The organism is Klebsiella sp. CN_Kp073 (assembly GCF_040065495.2).
Lineage (GTDB): Bacteria > Pseudomonadota > Gammaproteobacteria > Enterobacterales > Enterobacteriaceae > Klebsiella > Klebsiella aerogenes.
Genome location: NZ_CM198051.1, coordinates 1,408,860 through 1,425,195, shown reverse-complemented (window position 1 = coordinate 1,425,195; position 16,336 = coordinate 1,408,860). Strand labels below are relative to the sequence as shown.

The 16,336-nt window shown below is 56.6% G+C and carries 17 protein-coding genes and 1 pseudogene; 8 read left to right on the top strand and 10 right to left on the bottom strand.

All coding sequences use genetic code 11. From position 1 onward, the window contains the following. The first annotated feature begins 204 nt into the window (after window positions 1-204). From ABLV66_RS06950 to ABLV66_RS06940, 3 genes are read left to right on the top strand one after another with little or no spacing between them, the layout of a single operon-like run. Complete coding sequence (locus tag ABLV66_RS06950) at window positions 205-561, top strand: ArsC family reductase (protein WP_015703145.1); 357 nt, start codon at window positions 205-207, stop codon at window positions 559-561. A 3-nt stretch (window positions 562-564) separates the two neighbouring features. Continuing rightward, window positions 565-1,692 (top strand): succinyl-diaminopimelate desuccinylase, encoded by a 1,128-nt coding sequence (gene dapE, locus ABLV66_RS06945; protein ID WP_020078199.1) that lies wholly within the window; start codon window positions 565-567, stop codon window positions 1,690-1,692. Between the two features lie 53 nt (window positions 1,693-1,745). After that, a complete protein-coding gene (locus tag ABLV66_RS06940; RefSeq protein ID WP_015365470.1) occupies window positions 1,746-1,946 on the top strand; it encodes a YpfN family protein in 201 nt (66 codons plus the stop codon). 307 nt (window positions 1,947-2,253) lie between these two features. Here the strand turns inward: ABLV66_RS06940 and ypfH are convergent, their stop codons facing one another. From ypfH to dapA, 6 genes are all read right to left on the bottom strand, one after another. Then, window positions 2,254-2,952 carry an esterase gene (gene ypfH / locus ABLV66_RS06935; protein ID WP_047043485.1) on the bottom strand — a complete coding sequence of 233 codons (699 nt, stop codon included), beginning with the start codon at window positions 2,950-2,952 and terminating at the stop codon, window positions 2,254-2,256. A 107-nt stretch (window positions 2,953-3,059) separates the two neighbouring features. After that, the gene (locus ABLV66_RS06930; RefSeq protein ID WP_348876960.1) at window positions 3,060-5,060 is read right to left on the bottom strand and encodes a tRNA(Met) cytidine acetyltransferase TmcA; all 2,001 of its coding nucleotides are present in this window, start codon (window positions 5,058-5,060) and stop codon (window positions 3,060-3,062) included. Window positions 5,061-5,069: 9 nt separating this feature from the next. Next, window positions 5,070-5,945, bottom strand: coding sequence for a KPN_02809 family neutral zinc metallopeptidase (gene ypfJ / locus ABLV66_RS06925; RefSeq protein WP_047043480.1), 876 nt, complete (start codon window positions 5,943-5,945; stop codon window positions 5,070-5,072). A 121-nt stretch (window positions 5,946-6,066) separates the two neighbouring features. Beyond that, window positions 6,067-6,780: a phosphoribosylaminoimidazolesuccinocarboxamide synthase gene (purC, locus tag ABLV66_RS06920; protein ID WP_015703148.1), complete on the bottom strand. Its 714-nt coding sequence runs from the start codon at window positions 6,778-6,780 to the stop codon at window positions 6,067-6,069. A 142-nt stretch (window positions 6,781-6,922) separates the two neighbouring features. Further along, entirely contained in the window at window positions 6,923-7,957 is a 1,035-nt protein-coding gene (gene bamC / locus ABLV66_RS06915; RefSeq protein ID WP_047043476.1) for an outer membrane protein assembly factor BamC, read from the bottom strand. Window positions 7,958-7,973: 16 nt separating this feature from the next. Beyond that, entirely contained in the window at window positions 7,974-8,852 is an 879-nt protein-coding gene (gene dapA / locus ABLV66_RS06910) for a 4-hydroxy-tetrahydrodipicolinate synthase (protein WP_015365464.1), read from the bottom strand. A gap of 153 nt (window positions 8,853-9,005) precedes the next feature. Here dapA and ABLV66_RS06905 point away from each other — a divergent pair, with 153 nt between their 5' ends. Both ABLV66_RS06905 and bcp read left to right on the top strand, forming a co-directional pair. Then, the gene (locus ABLV66_RS06905) at window positions 9,006-9,575 is read left to right on the top strand and encodes a glycine cleavage system transcriptional repressor (RefSeq protein WP_015365463.1); all 570 of its coding nucleotides are present in this window, start codon (window positions 9,006-9,008) and stop codon (window positions 9,573-9,575) included. A gap of 3 nt (window positions 9,576-9,578) precedes the next feature. After that, a complete protein-coding gene (bcp, locus tag ABLV66_RS06900; RefSeq protein ID WP_015365462.1) occupies window positions 9,579-10,049 on the top strand; it encodes a thioredoxin-dependent thiol peroxidase in 471 nt (156 codons plus the stop codon). Between the two features lie 65 nt (window positions 10,050-10,114). Here bcp and ABLV66_RS06895 read toward each other — a convergent pair whose 3' ends face one another. Beyond that, window positions 10,115-11,179, bottom strand: a complete 1,065-nt coding sequence (locus ABLV66_RS06895; RefSeq protein WP_045392657.1) for an AI-2E family transporter — start codon at window positions 11,177-11,179, stop codon at window positions 10,115-10,117. A gap of 223 nt (window positions 11,180-11,402) precedes the next feature. Here ABLV66_RS06895 and bepA point away from each other — a divergent pair, with 223 nt between their 5' ends. From bepA to ABLV66_RS06880, 3 genes and pseudogenes are all read left to right on the top strand, one after another. Continuing rightward, window positions 11,403-12,866 carry a beta-barrel assembly-enhancing protease gene (gene bepA, locus ABLV66_RS06890; RefSeq protein WP_047043473.1) on the top strand — a complete coding sequence of 488 codons (1,464 nt, stop codon included), beginning with the start codon at window positions 11,403-11,405 and terminating at the stop codon, window positions 12,864-12,866. 9 nt (window positions 12,867-12,875) lie between these two features. After that, entirely contained in the window at window positions 12,876-13,235 is a 360-nt protein-coding gene (gene arsC, locus ABLV66_RS06885; RefSeq protein ID WP_320482835.1) for an arsenate reductase (glutaredoxin), read from the top strand. 66 nt (window positions 13,236-13,301) lie between these two features. Further along, window positions 13,302-13,523: pseudogene (locus ABLV66_RS06880) on the top strand (Rpn/YhgA-type helix-turn-helix domain-containing protein); the annotation flags it as partial. On the opposite strand, the gene ABLV66_RS06875 reads toward ABLV66_RS06880, so the two are convergent. The 3 genes from ABLV66_RS06875 to upp form a co-directional block, all read right to left on the bottom strand. Then, the gene (locus tag ABLV66_RS06875) at window positions 13,520-14,221 is read right to left on the bottom strand and encodes a DnaA inactivator Hda (protein WP_026612247.1); all 702 of its coding nucleotides are present in this window, start codon (window positions 14,219-14,221) and stop codon (window positions 13,520-13,522) included. The pseudogene ABLV66_RS06880 and the gene ABLV66_RS06875 overlap by 4 nt on opposite strands. A 98-nt stretch (window positions 14,222-14,319) precedes the next feature. Beyond that, window positions 14,320-15,606 (bottom strand): uracil permease, encoded by a 1,287-nt coding sequence (gene uraA, locus ABLV66_RS06870; RefSeq protein WP_045379877.1) that lies wholly within the window; start codon window positions 15,604-15,606, stop codon window positions 14,320-14,322. Window positions 15,607-15,702: 96 nt separating this feature from the next. Further along, the gene (gene upp / locus ABLV66_RS06865) at window positions 15,703-16,329 is read right to left on the bottom strand and encodes a uracil phosphoribosyltransferase (protein ID WP_015370402.1); all 627 of its coding nucleotides are present in this window, start codon (window positions 16,327-16,329) and stop codon (window positions 15,703-15,705) included. Window positions 16,330-16,336: the final 7 nt, after the last annotated feature.

The window sequence follows — 16,336 nt, the reverse complement described above, 5'->3', positions numbered from 1 at the left end:
GTGACATAGAGCAACATTACGCAACATTTTGTTAATATCAGAATTCCTGTAATTCATTATCTTAGTCTGTCGCGAAAAAGAACAAATTTTAATCAGACAAGGCTGAAAAGTTATATTTATCCAGCCGATTCACGTATTATTTAACAAAGCTTATATATTCGGAAAAAACTGAGAAACATATTCTTTTAACGTGAAGGTTTAATTATGTTGACCATGTACGGCATCAAAAACTGCGACACCATTAAAAAGGCCCGCCGCTGGCTGGAAGCCCATCAGATAGACTATCGCTTCCATGATTATCGTGTTGACGGACTGGACCGCGAATTGCTGAATACCTTTATTGCCGAATTAGGCTGGGAAGCGCTGCTTAACACCCGCGGCACCACCTGGCGCAAACTCGATGAATCGGTCCGCACTGGGATCGATAATGCCGATGCGGCGGCGGCGTTGATGCTGGAAATGCCGGCAATTATCAAACGCCCATTGCTCTGCGCGCCCGGTCAGCCTATGCTGCTGGGCTTTAGCGAAGCAAACTACGAAAAATTTATTAACGAGGTGTAGTCTATGTCTTGCCCGGTCATTGAGCTGGCTCAGCAGCTTATTCGCCGCCCTTCCCTTAGCCCCAATGATGCGGGATGCCAGGCGTTAATGATTGAACGCCTGCGGGCGATCGGCTTTACCGTTGAAGCGATGGACTTCGGCGATACGCAAAATTTCTGGGCCTGGCGCGGACAGGGTGAAACGCTGGCCTTTGCCGGCCATACCGATGTGGTGCCGGCCGGCGACGCCGACCGCTGGATCAACCCGCCGTTTGAACCAACTATTCGCGATGGCATGCTGTTTGGCCGCGGCGCGGCGGATATGAAAGGATCGCTGGCGGCAATGGTTGTCGCCGCCGAGCGCTTTGTCGCGCAGTATCCGGATCATAAAGGACGCCTGGCGTTTCTCATCACCTCTGATGAAGAAGCCAGCGCCACCCATGGCACGGTAAAAGTGGTCGAAACGCTGATGGCGCGTAACGAGCGCCTTGATTACTGCCTGGTCGGCGAACCTTCAAGTACCGAAGTGGTCGGCGATGTCGTGAAAAACGGCCGCCGCGGTTCACTCACCTGTAACCTGACGATTCATGGTGTCCAGGGCCACGTCGCTTATCCGCACCTCGCCGATAACCCGGTGCACCGCGCCGCGCCGATGCTGGCGGAGCTGGTGGCTATCGAATGGGATAAAGGCAACGAATACTTCCCGCCGACCAGCATGCAAATCGCCAACGTGCAGGCTGGCACCGGCAGTAACAACGTCATCCCTGGCGATATGTTCGTTCAGTTCAACTTCCGTTTCAGCACCGAGCTGACCGACGAGATGATCAAAGCACGCATCATCGCGCTGCTGGAAAAATATCAGCTGCGCTATACCGTCGAATGGTGGCTTTCCGGCCAGCCGTTCCTGACCGGTCGCGGCAATCTTGTCGATGCGGTCGTGAACGCCATTGAGCACTATAATGAAGTAAAACCGCAGTTGCTAACCACCGGCGGTACCTCTGACGGACGCTTTATCGCCCGCATGGGCGCGCAGGTGGTGGAACTGGGCCCGGTGAACGCGACCATTCACAAAATTAATGAATGCGTCAATGCCGCCGACCTGCAGCTGCTGGCGCGGATGTATCAACGCATCATGGAACAACTGGTCGCCTGACGACAATAACGATTACCCTGCAGCGCCGCTGCGGGGTAAAAAGAGGACACAGCATGGAATGGCTTATCAACCACTGGTGGATTCTGGTGTTGGTATTTTTAGTCGGCGTGATGATCAACGTGATTAAAGATCTTAATCGCGTCGACCCGAAAAAATATCTCGATAACAAACCGGATCTGCCGCCGCATCGCGACTTCAATAGCAAGTGGGATGACGACGACGACTGGCCGAACAAAGACCAGCCGAAGAAGTAAACCTGCGCTCCCCGTCATCACGCGGGCTGGGTGCATTCCCGGGTAGCGGCCGACGCCTTACCCGGGCTATGGCCCGTACCATTGCGAGCTGAAGTTCTCAATTTTACCTCTGTACCCGTGGCTACTGAAACTGCCGGTGTTGGTGGCCTCAAAATTCCCCGGTGGCGCTGCCGCTTACCGGGGCTACAGCGCTGTGCGATTTGGTAGCCCGGAGAAGGCGCAACGCGCCGCGTCCGGGAAAACCCTTAAAAAGTTGTAAACCGATAACAGTATCTACCTATACCAGCGACGTTGTACCGCGGGGCCATTACAGCATTTCGATTATATCGTCATCTTTCGGCGTACCGCCGCTCAACGCTTCATCAAAATAGTGCTTCGGTACGGTATAACGCAGACGGTCGAGGGCAAACTGCATGCTCCGGTCATCAATGGCATGTCCGAGATCTTCAACGATATCCAGCGTGACATCTCCACCCAGCTCCTGCAGCCGCTCCTGCGCGGAGACCGCCCACGCCAGATCGATCACCCGATCCTCGCCGCCGTGGATCAGATGCACGGTGGTTTGCGTGGTCGCCGTTTGCGGCAGCGTCGCGTAACGGCCGTTAAAGGCAATTACCCGCGACGCCAGTCCTGGCTCGGCTTTAATACTCTCGAGGGACATAATCGCACCCTGCGAAAAACCGATCAGCGCCGTCGCCTGCGGGCCCAAACCGCTCTGTTTTTGCCAGTAGCGTACCGTTTCAATAAAGGTCGGCATAATGGCATCAATGCGCTGCTGACGATTCTCTTCCGTCACGCCTTGTACCGAAAACCACTGGCGCGCCGGCGCCGGACCGCAGGGCTCCGCACCACCGATACTGACAATGAGCGCGTTGGGAAACAGCGGCGCAAACCAGCTACCTATTTGCCCCATCGAAACCGGATTATCGCCCACGCCATGAAACAGCAGCAGCAACTGTTGCGCAGGCGTCGCCGGGCTCTGAACAATAAAGTGATCGTGTTTCATGGTTATCTCCTGATGTCTCAGATAAACAGGAATCGGGCTCCTGATTGATGCAAGGCAGTTTACGCCGCGCAGAGAATATGACCATGCCATTTAACTGAATGAGTTAGTTAAAAAAATTGCAGCTTCCTGACCCACTCTTCCAGCCGCTGCGCGCGGGCAGGATCGAGTCCCGCCATGGCCGAAGCCGCCTCTTCCCGCAGTCGCGCCAGCAGCGCCTTGCGACCGGATAAGCCGAGGTCCACGCATAGCGCTGCTTCATCCTGCTGCGCTAAGCGCGCGCGTAGCGCCACTAACGGCAGCGGCGTCGCCTGCAGAAGCCGGTTCAGACTCCCGACCGCCGCCAACAGCGGACGATGCGCAAAGGCAAAACCGGCGACCTCCAGCCAGTCCTCCTCAGTAAGCATAGCTGTTTCATCCATCGTCACCGGAGCGCGTTCATCACGCCACTGACTCAGCCAGCGTTCATCCCGCGCCAGCCGTTGATGTTCGCGCCAGGCCAGTTGCCGCCCCTCTTCGCTGAGCGGATAGAGCGCCATCGCCGTATAGCAGCCGCTGCTCGCCTCGCGATGCGTGCCCATGCGCACCAGCAGAAACCCGCAGCGCTGCCAGAAGCGCCATAGTTCAGGGGTAAAACCAAAGCTGACGGAGAGATAGTCACAGCCGTGCGTCTGCTTGACGGCATGGGCGATTAAACGCTGCCCCAACCCTTCGCGCTGGCGCGCTGGATGGACGGCAATACGACTGACGCGCCTGCCGGTCAGCGTCGCCGCCAGCGGGCTACCGCCGTGCGCGGCCAATGATTGGGCGACAAGATTGCCGCGCGGGCGGCGATATCCGGCCCAGACGGCGCGGCTAAGCTCAGGTTCGAGACCGCCCTCTTCCACCAGCCACACCGCGCCAGCGACGCCATCCGCGCAGCGAGCCACGGTGAAGTGCTGGCCTGGCGCATCCATCATCCTGCGCAAATCCAGCGGCGAAGTGCGGTAATGCGCGCCGGAAAGCAGTTGATAAGCCTCTGATGGGCGCGTGGGTTGTTCGCGCCAGGCATCCTGGCTTAACGTCTCCAGCTGCGGTTCCCCATGCGGCGCCAGCAGAAATGCCTCATCGTTAAATAACAATAACCGGTCGATAACCGACTCCAGCGGGCAACCCGGCGCCCAGCGAATCGGCGACGACAGGTTATACCGCCGTAGCGTTGGGAAACCGGCGCAGAACTTCAATAAGAAGCCGCGGCCGGTTCCCTCATAGCCCTGAACCGTCGTCGTTAACAGCGTATGGGGAAAACGCGCCGTCAGCTGGCGCAGCGTCGGTGCCGGGATAGCGGCGGCCTCATCGACCACCAGCCAGTCGGCTTTCGCATCGCTTGCCAGCAGCGCATCGGGCGCCATAAAGCATATCTTTTGTCCCGCAAAAACGGCGATGACTTCCGTCGCGTCGCGCGTCGGCGCAGTGACGATGGTGGAGCCGGTGAGCTGATGAATCAACATTCCCGCCAGCGCAGATTTACCGCGCCCGCGCCCGGCGGTGATGGCGGCAATTTCCGGGGGCGATGACAGTAGTGACGAAAGAATGGCGGCCTGTTCGGCCTGCGGGTAGCCATCGGCAGCGTGCCAGTCTCTGCGCGGAGCGACCTCCGGCAACCGTAAGCCGTAGCCCTGTCGCCACAGTGCGACCTCAGGATCCGCGGTGAAGAGCTGGAGACAACGGTGGACAAAGTTAGGGGTGGCGATTGGTTCAGACGTATCGCTCCAGCGCAGCGAATCGCCATCCGCCTGCTCAGGCCAGCGGGCAAAATCCGGCGCCAGCAGCACTAACCAGCTGCCGGCGCGCAGCGTGCCGGCAAGCGCGGCAAAAGCCGCCACGTCAAAACCGTGGCGAGCGTCGAAAAAGGCATGCTGAAATTCGCGCCCGAGCAGCGTTTTCAGCGCGCCCGGCGCCGCGCAGGGCGCCAGCTGTGACGACGGGCCGACCCACAGTCCATCGCCCTCCAGCCGCGCTCGCAAATCCAGGGCTTGCGTCAGGCACCAGTCTTCGTCGCCGCTAAGCACCAGCAGGCGACGAATGCCCTCGCGCGCCATCCGCGCGGTCAGGTGAACAAGCGGTTCCATGAGCAAGCGTTAACGAAGTGAACTGCCAAAGGTATTACACTGCGCAGGATCGCCGCTATCAAAACCGCGTTTGAACCAGGTATAGCGCTGCTGGGAAGTCCCATGGGTGAAGCTGTCCGGCACTACGCGGCCCTGGCTTTGTTCCTGCAGACGATCGTCGCCGATGGCCTCAGCGGCATTGAGCGCTTCCTGCAGATCGCCGGTTTCCATCACATCCTGCTTCTGCATGTTATTGCCCCAGACGCCCGCAAAGCAGTCTGCCTGCAGCTCCATTTTCACCGACAGGCGGTTCACTTCGGTCTGCGAAGCCTGCTGCTGCATCTGACGGACCTTAGGTTCGATGCCGAGCAGTTTCTGCACATGATGGCCGACTTCGTGCGCAATCACGTAGCCCTGCGCAAAGTCGCCGTCAGCGCCGAGTTTGTTTTTCATCTCGTCATAGAATGACAGGTCGATATAGACCGTGCTGTCCGCCGGACAGTAGAACGGCCCCATCACCGATTGGCCGGTGCCGCAACCGGTACGGGTCGCGCCGCGATACATCACCAGCTTCGGCTGAACGTATTGCCGCCCCATCTTTTCGAAAATAGGCCCCCAGGTGTCTTCGGTGGTTGCCAGAATAACGGAGGTGAACTTCGCCGCTTCGTCATCCTTCGGGCTGATGGAACGTTGGGTAGAAGTCTGCTGCTGCGGCATCGGTTCGCCAGTCAGCATGCCGGTTAAATCCACGCCATAATAACCCGCCACCAGAACGATAATCAGCAGGACGATGCCGCCTTTACCGCTTGGAATGCGGAAACCGCCACCGCCGCCGCCCAGCGGCGAACCTGAATCACTACGTCTGTCTTCCACATTGTCGCTTTCACGACGCCCTTGCCAGCGCATAAGCACCTCTATTCCATCATGTTACGAATATGAGAGATCGTAGGCGGTTCAGCGGAGGATTACCACAGGAAACAACGAATAAGAGCGCCGGAAGAGACGATTTCTTCCGGCGCGGAGGAGATTAGTCGAGCTTGACGCCCAGACGGTGGGCCACTTCTTCGTAAGCTTCGATCAGGCCGCCGAGACTCTGGCGGAAGCGATCTTTGTCCATTTTATCGAGGGTGTTTTTATCCCACAGACGGCTACCGTCCGGAGAAAATTCATCGCCAAGCACCACTTCGCCTTTGAACAGGCCGAACTCCAGCTTGAAGTCGACCAGAATCAGACCGGCATCATCAAACAGCTTGCTGAGTACGTCATTCGCTTTGTAGCTGAGCTCTTTCATGCGCGCCAGGTTTTCTTTATTCACCCAGCCGAACGTCTCGCAGTAGGATTCGTTGACCATCGGGTCGTGCATGGCGTCGTTTTTCAGGAACAGATCGAACAACGGCGGAGTCAGTTCGATACCTTCTTCAATTCCCAGGCGTTTCACCAGCGAGCCCGCCGCGCGGTTACGAATCACGCATTCAACCGGCACCATATCCAGCTTCTTCACCAGGCATTCAGTATCGGAAAGCAGCGCTTCCATTTGGGTCGGGATACCGGCTTCTTCCAGCTTGCTCATAATGAAATGGTTGAATTTGTTATTCACCATACCTTTACGATCGAACTGTTCGATGCGGGCGCCATCCCCTGCTGACGTATCGTTACGGAATTCAAGTACCAGCAGATCCGGGTTTTCGGTGCTGTATACCGTTTTCGCTTTGCCACGATACAACTCAGCTTGCTTTTTCATCTTTCACCACTCCAGTGATATTAAGCCAAAAAATTACGTTTCCGCCCGTAGGCAAAATCAGGCAATTTACCGGACTTTGCGGCCACGCACACGTTTGCGTCACTATACATTAAAAAGGGCCGGATTGCTCCAGCCCTTTTTATTACTTGTTAAATGCGGCCTGGAATACGGCTACCAGGGCGTCATTTTGCGACTGCGTCAGAGTATGGCCTTTCGGGTCGATGAACTGCAGACTACTGCGGTTATCGAGATCGCCGACCTGCAGTTTATAGTCGCCAGAGACCAGCTGTGGGTCACTGGCGCCCAGTTCCTGCCAGCTGCTGTCAGACAGCGGCTTGTAAGTTACCGCCATGCTGCCCTGGGAGCGAGTGCTGTCGGTCACCTTCATGCCCACTTTTTCAAGCGTGGCCGGCAGTTTCTGCCATACCATGTTGAATGGCGCGCGCACCACCAGCATCGGCAAGCCGGTGTCATCCGCCGCGCTCTGCACGTCGAAGGTCGCGCCAGCGCTTCTCTGCGCCGCGTTCTGCGCATTGGTGGCGTTAGAATCAAGACCGGAAGAGATAACGTTCAGCATCGAGGTGCTGTAGCGCTGCAGAGAAGCCGGGTCAGACACGGGCTTGCCCGCCTGCTCCAGGTTCACCAACTTCACTACCACCGCCTGCTGATAGCCCTGCGGCTTAACGGAGATTTGATAACGGCCACGGTACTGCTGGTCTTCATCAAGGCGGTTCCACTCTACCCAATCGGTATTCAGCGTCTGGCCTGCATCGTCACGCTTGGTGATGGTGTAGTTTTTCGCCTGGATGATGCTGACAACCTGCGCCCATAAAGAACCGCTGCGGCTATTTTCAACCATCAAGGTGGAGGTGTCGCCGTTAAACTGGGTACGCGCGCCGCTGACCAGGGCTAACGCCTGAGCCGGTGGACGAATGTCCAGCGCCTTACCTACCGCGCCGGTGCTCGCGGCAACCGGAATGTTGTAGTCGCCAGTCTGCAGCGGCAGGATCATCCCCGCCGGGGCGTGAAGTTCACTGAGCGGCGCGGCATCTAAATAAGCCTCGTCGCCGCTAACCTGACGCTTATAGCGCGAGTCAGAACTACAGGCCGCGAGGAGTAAAACCAGCGAAACACCCGCAACCTTCGCCAGGCGCGACTTCTGTACTGAGTAAGCCATCAAATCTCCCTAAACTCTACAGCAAACCGGCATGCTTCAGCGCTGCGGTAACCGCTTTCGTACCCGCTTCGGTAATCGGCGTCATCGGCAGGCGCAGCGTGTCGGTCGCTACAAGTCCCAACGCCTTACAAGCCCATTTGACTGGGATCGGGTTGGGTTCGACAAATAATTTTGTATGCAGCGGCATCAGACGCTGGTTAATCGCGCGAGCTTCCGCGAATTGCCCCGCCATCGCCAGTCGGCACATGTCCGCCATTTCACGCGCAGCAACGTTCGCCGTGACGGAAATGACGCCGACGCCGCCGAGCTGGATAAAGTCCATGCCGGTCGCGTCATCGCCGCTCAGCAGAATAAAGTCGTCTGAAACCAGCTCTTTGATCTGGTGAACACGACTTAAGTTCCCTGTTGCTTCCTTAATACCAACAATATTTTTAATTTCCGCCAGGCGACCGACGGTTTCCGGCAGCATATCGCAACCGGTACGGGACGGCACATTATACAGAATTTGCGGCAGGTCAGTATGTTCAGCGATAGCTTTAAAGTGTTGGAACAGGCCTTCCTGGGTCGGACGGTTATAATAAGGAGTGACCGTCAGGCAGCCGACAACGCCGCTATCGTTAAAACGCTTGGTCAGGCTAATCGCCTCTGCGGTTGCATTTGCACCGGTACCTGCAATGACCGGAATGCGGCCATCGGCCAGCTCGAGGGTCATCATTACGACGTCGCCATGCTCTTCATGGCTTAACGTGGCGGATTCGCCGGTAGTCCCTACAGAAACAATCGCCGAGGTTCCGTTGGCGACATGGTAATCAATCAGTTTTTTCAGGCTTGACCGGCAGACATTACCGTTATCATCCATCGGCGTGACAAGCGCTACAATACTTCCCGTGAACATGGGCCATCCTCAGAGCAGAAGTGGGACAAGATTCTCAATGTTACGTTTGGTGCCGCAATAAAAGCAAGAGACCCAACGCCATCTGGGATGTTGTACGCCGGTTTTTTTTATGCTTTCCTAATGTTACCTCACCTTTTTAAAGGAAGAACAGGTTTGACAGCCTCATTACAACACTATCTGGTGATTACCGCTCTGGGCGCAGACCGCCCCGGCATCGTAAACACAATCACTCGCCACGTCAGCAGCTGCGGCTGCAACATTGAAGACAGCCGGTTGGCCATGCTCGGCGACGAGTTCACGTTTATAATGCTGCTTTCCGGCTCGTGGAACGCGATTAACCTGATCGAATCAACGCTGCCGTTAAAAGGAGCCGAGCTGGATTTGCTGATCGTAATGAAGCGCACCTCCGCCCGGCCGCCGCAGGCGATGCCGAATACGGTTTGGATCCAGGTAGAGGTGCCGGACTCGCCGCATATTATTGAGCGCTTTACCGCGCTGTGCGACACGTGGAATATGAATATCGCCGAACTGGTCTCCCGAACTCAACCGGGAGAAGATAAAGACGCCGCTCAGCTATTTATTCAAATCACCGCGCACAGTCCTGCCTCGCAAAACACGACAAATATCGAGCAAGCGTTCAAAGCACTATGTACAGAACTGAGCGCACAAGGCAGTATTAACATCGTTAATTATTCACAGCATGATGAACAGGATGGAGTTTAACCAATGACCCCACTGAAAGCCGGTGATATCGCACCGAAATTTAGCTTACCGGACCAGGACGGCGAGGAAGTAAATTTAACCGACTTCCAGGGACAGCGTGTTCTGGTTTATTTTTACCCGAAAGCCATGACCCCAGGCTGCACCGTACAAGCGTGCGGTTTACGCGATAATATGGACGACCTGAAAAAAGCGGGCGTCGAAGTACTGGGTATCAGCACTGATAAACCAGAAAAGCTGTCTCGTTTTGCCGAAAAAGAGCTGCTGAACTTTACGCTGCTGTCTGATGAAGATCATCAGGTCTGCGAACAGTTCGGCGTCTGGGGCGAAAAATCATTTATGGGGAAAACCTACGACGGCATTCACCGTATTAGCTTCCTCATTGATGCTGACGGCAAGATTGAACATGTGTTTGATAACTTCAAAACCAGCAATCACCACGATGTCGTGCTGAACTGGCTGAAAGAAAACGCATAACCTCTAAATGAAAAACGCCGGGGGATAAAAAATCGCCCGGCGTTTTTTTTGGTTCAATCAGCGCGTCACTCGTCTTCGATAGCCATTCCATCTGGCCAGGCATGCATTACCGCCTTGATAAGCGTCGCCAGCGGAATCGCGAAGAAAACGCCCCAGAAGCCCCACAGCCCGCCAAAAATCACCACCGACAGAATGATCACCAGCGGATGTAAATTCACCGCCTCCGAGAACAGCACCGGCACCAGCAGGTTGCCGTCCAGCCCCTGAATAATCAGGTATACGGCAAACAGGCTCCAGAACTCAGTACCCGCGCCGAACTGGAACAACGCCACGCCGATCACCGGAATAGTGACCACAAAAGCGCCGATATAGGGGATTAACACCGAGAATCCCACCAGTACGGCCAGCAGCAGCGAGTAGTTAAGACCGAAGAGAATGAAGCCTATCCAGGTAGCGACGCCGACGACAATCATCTCCAGCACTTTACCGCGGATATAGTTGGTAATCTGCTGGTTCATCTCCTTCCACACCTGCCCCGCCAGACCGCGATTACGCGGCAATACCCGGCGTACGGCATTCAGCATCTGCTGTTTGTCTTTCAGCAGGAAAAAAACCATCAGCGGAACCAGGACCAGATAAACCGCCAGGGTCAGCAGGCCCACCAGCGAGGCGAGCGAATACTTCACCACCGAATCCCCCACGGTCAACATGCGAGTGCGCACGTTTTCCGCCATCGCATCGATGATGCCGGCATCCACCAATGCCGGATAGCGACGCGGCAGCGTGGCGGCGAAATCGGAAAGCTTATTAAGCATGCCAGGCATATCGCGGATGAGATAAATGCCCTGTTGCCAGGCCACCGGCATCACCACAAAGGCCATCAGCAGCAAGATACCGACAAATAGCACCAGCACCAGCGAGGTGGCCCAGGTTCGCGACAGGCCGATACGCTCCAGGCGAACGGTCGGCCACTCCAGCAGATAGGCCAACACGATGGCGACCAGAAGCGGCGCCAGCAGGCCGCTGAAAAAGAACATAATGCCGAAGCCGGCCAGCAGAATAACCAGCAGCGCTATCGCTTCCGGGTCGCTGAAACGACGACGATACCACTGCATTAACATCTCAAGCATAAACCCTTCCCTGAAGCGCAAATCGCCACAATCCGGGGAATTGTATCTAAGTGTCACAAAAAAGACTTCGCTTTTTATTGGCTATGACACAAACCTGCACAACTGTGCGAATATCATATTTTCAACGCCATCAACCACAGCTAAACTCGCAGAATCTGCGGCACGGGAACATTGGGCCGCGCAACCGGTCAAACTGGCACACCCACATTACAGGACAGAGGTTATGTTCAGGCAGTTAAAGAAAACGCTGGTGGCCGCCGCCGTCGCGTCGCTGACGCTGGGGACGATATTACCTGCCGCCGCTGACTCGGCGGATACGCTGCCGGATATGGGCACCTCGGCAGGAAGCACGCTTTCCATCGGTCAGGAAATGCAGATGGGGGATTACTACGTGCGCCAGCTGCGCGGCAGCGCGCCGCTGATTAACGACCCGCTGCTGGTGCAATACATTAACGGGCTGGGCATGCGCCTGGTCGCCCATGCTAACTCCGTGCGTACGCCGTTCCACTTTTATCTGATTAATAACGATCAGATTAACGCCTTCGCCTTCTTCGGCGGCAACGTGGTGTTGCACTCGGCGCTGTTCCGTTATTCCGATAACGAAAGCGAGCTCGCCTCGGTGATGGCGCACGAAATCTCCCACGTTACCCAGCGCCATCTGGCGCGCGCGATGGAAGACCAAAAACGTAGCGCGCCGCTAACCTGGGTGGGCGCGCTGGGCTCAATTCTGCTGGCGATGGCCAGCCCGCAGGCGGGGATGGCGGCATTAACCGGCACCCTTGCCGGCACCCAGCAGGGGATGATTAGTTTCACCCGTCAGAATGAAGAAGAAGCTGACCGCATCGGTATTCAGGTATTGCAGCGTTCCGGTTTCGATCCGCAGGCAATGCCGGCGTTTATGGGTAAATTACTCGACGAATCCCGTTATTCCAGCCGCCCGCCGGAAATGCTGCTTACTCACCCGCTGCCGGAAAGCCGTCTGGCCGACGCCCGTAACCGCGCCAATCAGATGCGTCCGGTGGTGGTCCAGTCGTCGGCGGATTTCTATCTCGCCAAGGCCCGTACGCTCGGGATGTACAATTCCGGGGAAAATAAGCTCGGCAGCGATCTGCTTGACGCCTGGTCGAAAGGCAATATCCGCGAGCAGCACGCCGCGCTGTATGGCCGCGCGCTATTGGCCATGGAGAGCAATAACTACGATCAGGCGCGCAAAACGCTACAGCCGCTACTCAGCGCCGATCCGCAAAATCCCTGGTATCTTGACCTTGCCACCGATATCGATCTTGGACAGAAAAAGACCACTGACGCGATTAACCGTCTGAAAAACGCCAAAGAGATCCGCACCGATCCGGTCCTGCAGCTGAACCTGGCCAACGCCTATCTTCAGGGCGGGCAGCCGGCGGAAGCCGCTACCATACTCAATCGCTACACCTTTAATAATAAAGATGACGGCAACGGTTGGGATCTGCTGGCGCAGGCGGAAGGCGCCCTGGGTCATCGCGACCAGGAGCTGGCGGCGCGGGCCGAAGGCATGGCGCTGGCCGGCAGGCTTGACCAGGCCATCTCGCTGCTGAGCAGCGCCAGTTCGCAAGTGAAATTGGGCAGTTTGCAGCAGGCGCGCTACGACGCTCGCATCGACCAGCTGCGCCAGCTGCAGGAAAGATTCCGCCCCTATCAGAAAATGTAAGGAGACCACATGTCTGACGCGGTAAAAATTTACCACAACCCGCGCTGCTCGAAGAGCCGCGACACGCTCAGCCTGCTGAAAGCCAACGGCATCAACCCTGAAGTGGTGCTGTATCTGGAGACACCGCCGGATGCCGCGACGCTGCGCCAGCTGTTGAAAATGCTCAATATGAGCAGCGCCCGTGAACTGATGCGCCAGAAAGAAGATCTGTATAAGTCGCTCAATCTCGCCGACCCACAGCTCAGCGAAGAGGCGTTGATTAAGGCCATGGTCGAGAACCCGAAACTCATCGAACGGCCCATCGTGGTCAGCCACGGCCAGGCGCGTATCGGCCGCCCGCCGGAACAGGTACTGGAAATCGTCAGCTAACCCCTACGCGCCGCCGGTGTTGCCCGCGGCGCGATTTTTTTCATCTTATACGCTGGCTGGATGAATTTGCCACGCCGGACGCCGCAACATAAGGAGACGCTGATGACTATTGCAGAATATCTCGAGCAGCAAGGCCTGGAGCGCGGTCTGCTTCAGGGCCGGCAAGAAGGTCGGCAAGAAGAAGCAAAACGTATCGCCGCCGCGATGTTACGTAGCGGTCTCGCCCCCGCGCTGGTGGCGCAGCTAACCGGCCTGGCAGAGCAGGAGTTGGCGTCGCTTTCGGCCTAAAGCTTCAGGATCTCTTTAACGAATGGGATCGTCAGTTTTCGTTGGGCGGTAATCGACGCGTGATCCAGCTGATCGAGCGTCATAAACAGCGAGCGCATTTCTCTATCCAGCCGCTTGAGCAGGAAACGGCAGACGTCTTCCGGCATCTCGAAACCGCGTAATCTGGCGCGCAGCTGCAGCGCCTGCAGCTTATCTTCATCCGACAGCGGTTGCAGCTTGTAGATTTGGCCCCAGTCAAGGCGCGAGGCGAGATCCGGCAGGCCGAGATGCAGCTGCCGCGGCGGGCAATCGCCGGTGATCAGCAGGCGAGTTTTACCTGATTCGAGAATACGGTTATAGAGATTAAAGATAGCCATCTCCCAGGGCTCGTCCCCGGCCACGCACTCGATGTTATCGATACACACCAGCGCCAGTTGCTCCATGCCGTCCAGCACTTCCGGCACGAACCACGTGCGCTTATCCAACGGCACGTAGCCGACGGCATCGCCACGCTGGGATAGCTCAGCGCAGGCGGCATGCAAAAGGTGGCTACGCCCCGCGCCTTCGCGTGACCAGATATAGATGTATCCGCTGTGTTCCTGCCGCAGTACGTTCTGCAGAGCGGCAAGTAGGGAAGGATTATCACCCGGCCAGAAACTCGCGAACGTTTCGTCGTCAGGAAGATACAGTGGCAAAGAGAGCTGTGCCGGAGCGTTCAGATGGACCTCAACATAGGCTTACAGAAAAACGCGAAGAGTTTAACACAGTTTTAGGTCCGGAGAGAACCGGGCAGGATCGCTGCCCGGTATCAGGATCGTTATTTCGCTTCTTCGCTATCCGCGGCGTCCAGCACCACTTCTTCCGGACGCAGGACGCTGATCAGTTTAAAGATCAGGCTCAGGCAGATACCGACGATCGTCGCCAGCGCCATGCCTTTCAGCTCCGCCGCGCCAATATGCACCTTCGCGCCGCTCACGCCGATGATCAGAATGACTGAGGTCAGAATCAGGTTCTGCGCTTTGCTGTAATCGACCTTTGATTCGATCAGCACGCGGATACCGGATGCGCCGATCACCCCGTACAGCAGCAGAGAAACGCCGCCCATCACCGGAACCGGGATAATCTGGATCGCCGCCGCCAGCTTGCCGACGCAGGAGAGCAGAATCGCGATAATCGCCGCGCCGCCAATAACCCAGGTACTGTATACGCGGGTAATCGCCATCACGCCGATATTTTCACCGTAGGTGGTGTTTGGCGTCGAGCCAAAGAAACCGGAGACAATCGTCGACAGCCCGTTGGCGAACATCGAGCGGTGCAGACCCGGATCGCGGATCAGGTCGCGCTTAACAATATTGGCGGTCACCACCAGGTGCCCCACGTGCTCGGCAATGACCACCAGCGCGGCAGGCAGAATGGTGAAAATGGCAAACCACTCAAAGCGCGGGGTGTAGAAGGTCGGCAATGCGAACCAGTGCGCTTCGGCGATAGGCGTCGTATCGACTACGCCCATCACGAAGGAGAGCGCATAGCCCACCAGCACGCCGATAAGAATCGGGATAATCGCCAGGAAACCGCGGAACAGTACGGAACCAAAAACCGTCACCGCCAGCGTTACCATCGAAATAATAATGGTTTTGCTGTCGGGAGCTTGACCGTCAGCCGGCAGCAGCCCGGCCATATTCGCCGCCACGCCCGCCAGTTCCAGGCCGATAACCGCCACGATGGCGCCCATCGCCGCCGGCGGGAACATCACATCCAGCCAGCCGGTACCGGCTTTTTTGACAATAAAGGAGACGATGCAGAACAGGACGCCGCACATAATGAAGCCGCCGAGCGCCACTTCATAACCCAGCGGCAACAACAGTAACACCGGGGAGATAAAGGCGAAGCTCGACCCCAGATAGGCCGGAATTTTGCCTTTACAGATAAAGAGGTACAACAGCGTACCGATGCCGTTAAACAGCAGTACGGTAGCCGGGTTAATGTGGAACAGGATTGGCACCAGAACCGTTGCGCCAAACATGGCGAACAGATGTTGCAAACTAAGCGGGATTGTCTGTAAAAGCGGCGGTCTTTCACTCACCCCGATTGCACGGCGCGTCATAATATTATCCTCTGAGAGTCGTTTGTTATTTGTTGTGGGCGTGATTTATTCAAAAAAAAGCCGACTCTCAAAGTCGGCTTTTTATCACTTCATCATTTATTTGGTACCGAAAATCTTATCGCCGGCATCGCCGAGGCCCGGAATAATGTATCCGTGCTCGTTAAGGCCCTGGTCGACGGACGCGGTGTACAGCTCGACGTCAGGATGCGCTTTCTCCAGCGCGGCAATGCCTTCCGGCGCCGCCACCAGCACCAGCACCTTAATGCTCGAGCAGCCCGCTTTTTTCAGCAGGTCGATAGTCGCGATCATCGAACCGCCGGTTGCCAGCATCGGGTCAACCACCAGCGCCATACGCTCGTCAATGTTAGAAACCAGCTTCTGGAAATAAGGAACCGGCTCCAGCGTTTCTTCATCACGGTAGATACCCACGACGCTGATACGCGCGCTCGGCACGTGCTCCAGCACGCCTTCCATCATCCCCAGACCGGCACGCAGAATGGGCACTACGGTAATTTTCTTACCTTTGATCTGCTCAACTTCGACCGGACCGTTCCAGCCTTCGATGGTGACACGCTCGGTAGCGAGATCGGCGGTTGCTTCGTAGGTCAGTAAGCTACCAACCTCTGAGGCGAGTTCACGGAAGCGTTTAGTACTGATGTCATGCTCACGCATCAGGCCCAGCTTGTGTTTGACGAGTGGATGTTTCACTTCCACGATCTTCATTCTCTTT

Excerpts from the sequence above, each read along its gene's own strand:
- arsC (WP_320482835.1), top strand. The coding sequence starts at position 12,876 with ATGTCTGACGCGGTAAAAATTTACCACAACCCGCGCTGCTCGAAGAGC.
- ABLV66_RS06950 (WP_015703145.1), top strand. The coding sequence starts at position 205 with ATGTTGACCATGTACGGCATCAAAAACTGCGACACCATTAAAAAGGCC.
- bcp (WP_015365462.1), top strand. The coding sequence starts at position 9,579 with ATGACCCCACTGAAAGCCGGTGATATCGCACCGAAATTTAGCTTACCG.
- ypfH (WP_047043485.1), bottom strand. The coding sequence starts at position 2,952 with ATGAAACACGATCACTTTATTGTTCAGAGCCCGGCGACGCCTGCGCAA.
- uraA (WP_045379877.1), bottom strand. The coding sequence starts at position 15,606 with ATGACGCGCCGTGCAATCGGGGTGAGTGAAAGACCGCCGCTTTTACAG.
- ABLV66_RS06930 (WP_348876960.1), bottom strand. The coding sequence starts at position 5,060 with ATGGAACCGCTTGTTCACCTGACCGCGCGGATGGCGCGCGAGGGCATT.
- bamC (WP_047043476.1), bottom strand. The coding sequence starts at position 7,957 with ATGGCTTACTCAGTACAGAAGTCGCGCCTGGCGAAGGTTGCGGGTGTT.
- dapA (WP_015365464.1), bottom strand. The coding sequence starts at position 8,852 with ATGTTCACGGGAAGTATTGTAGCGCTTGTCACGCCGATGGATGATAAC.
- upp (WP_015370402.1), bottom strand. The coding sequence starts at position 16,329 with ATGAAGATCGTGGAAGTGAAACATCCACTCGTCAAACACAAGCTGGGC.
- ypfJ (WP_047043480.1), bottom strand. The coding sequence starts at position 5,945 with ATGCGCTGGCAAGGGCGTCGTGAAAGCGACAATGTGGAAGACAGACGT.
- ABLV66_RS06895 (WP_045392657.1), bottom strand. The coding sequence starts at position 11,179 with ATGCTTGAGATGTTAATGCAGTGGTATCGTCGTCGTTTCAGCGACCCG.
- bepA (WP_047043473.1), top strand. The coding sequence starts at position 11,403 with ATGTTCAGGCAGTTAAAGAAAACGCTGGTGGCCGCCGCCGTCGCGTCG.
- dapE (WP_020078199.1), top strand. The coding sequence starts at position 565 with ATGTCTTGCCCGGTCATTGAGCTGGCTCAGCAGCTTATTCGCCGCCCT.
- purC (WP_015703148.1), bottom strand. The coding sequence starts at position 6,780 with ATGAAAAAGCAAGCTGAGTTGTATCGTGGCAAAGCGAAAACGGTATAC.
- ABLV66_RS06940 (WP_015365470.1), top strand. The coding sequence starts at position 1,746 with ATGGAATGGCTTATCAACCACTGGTGGATTCTGGTGTTGGTATTTTTA.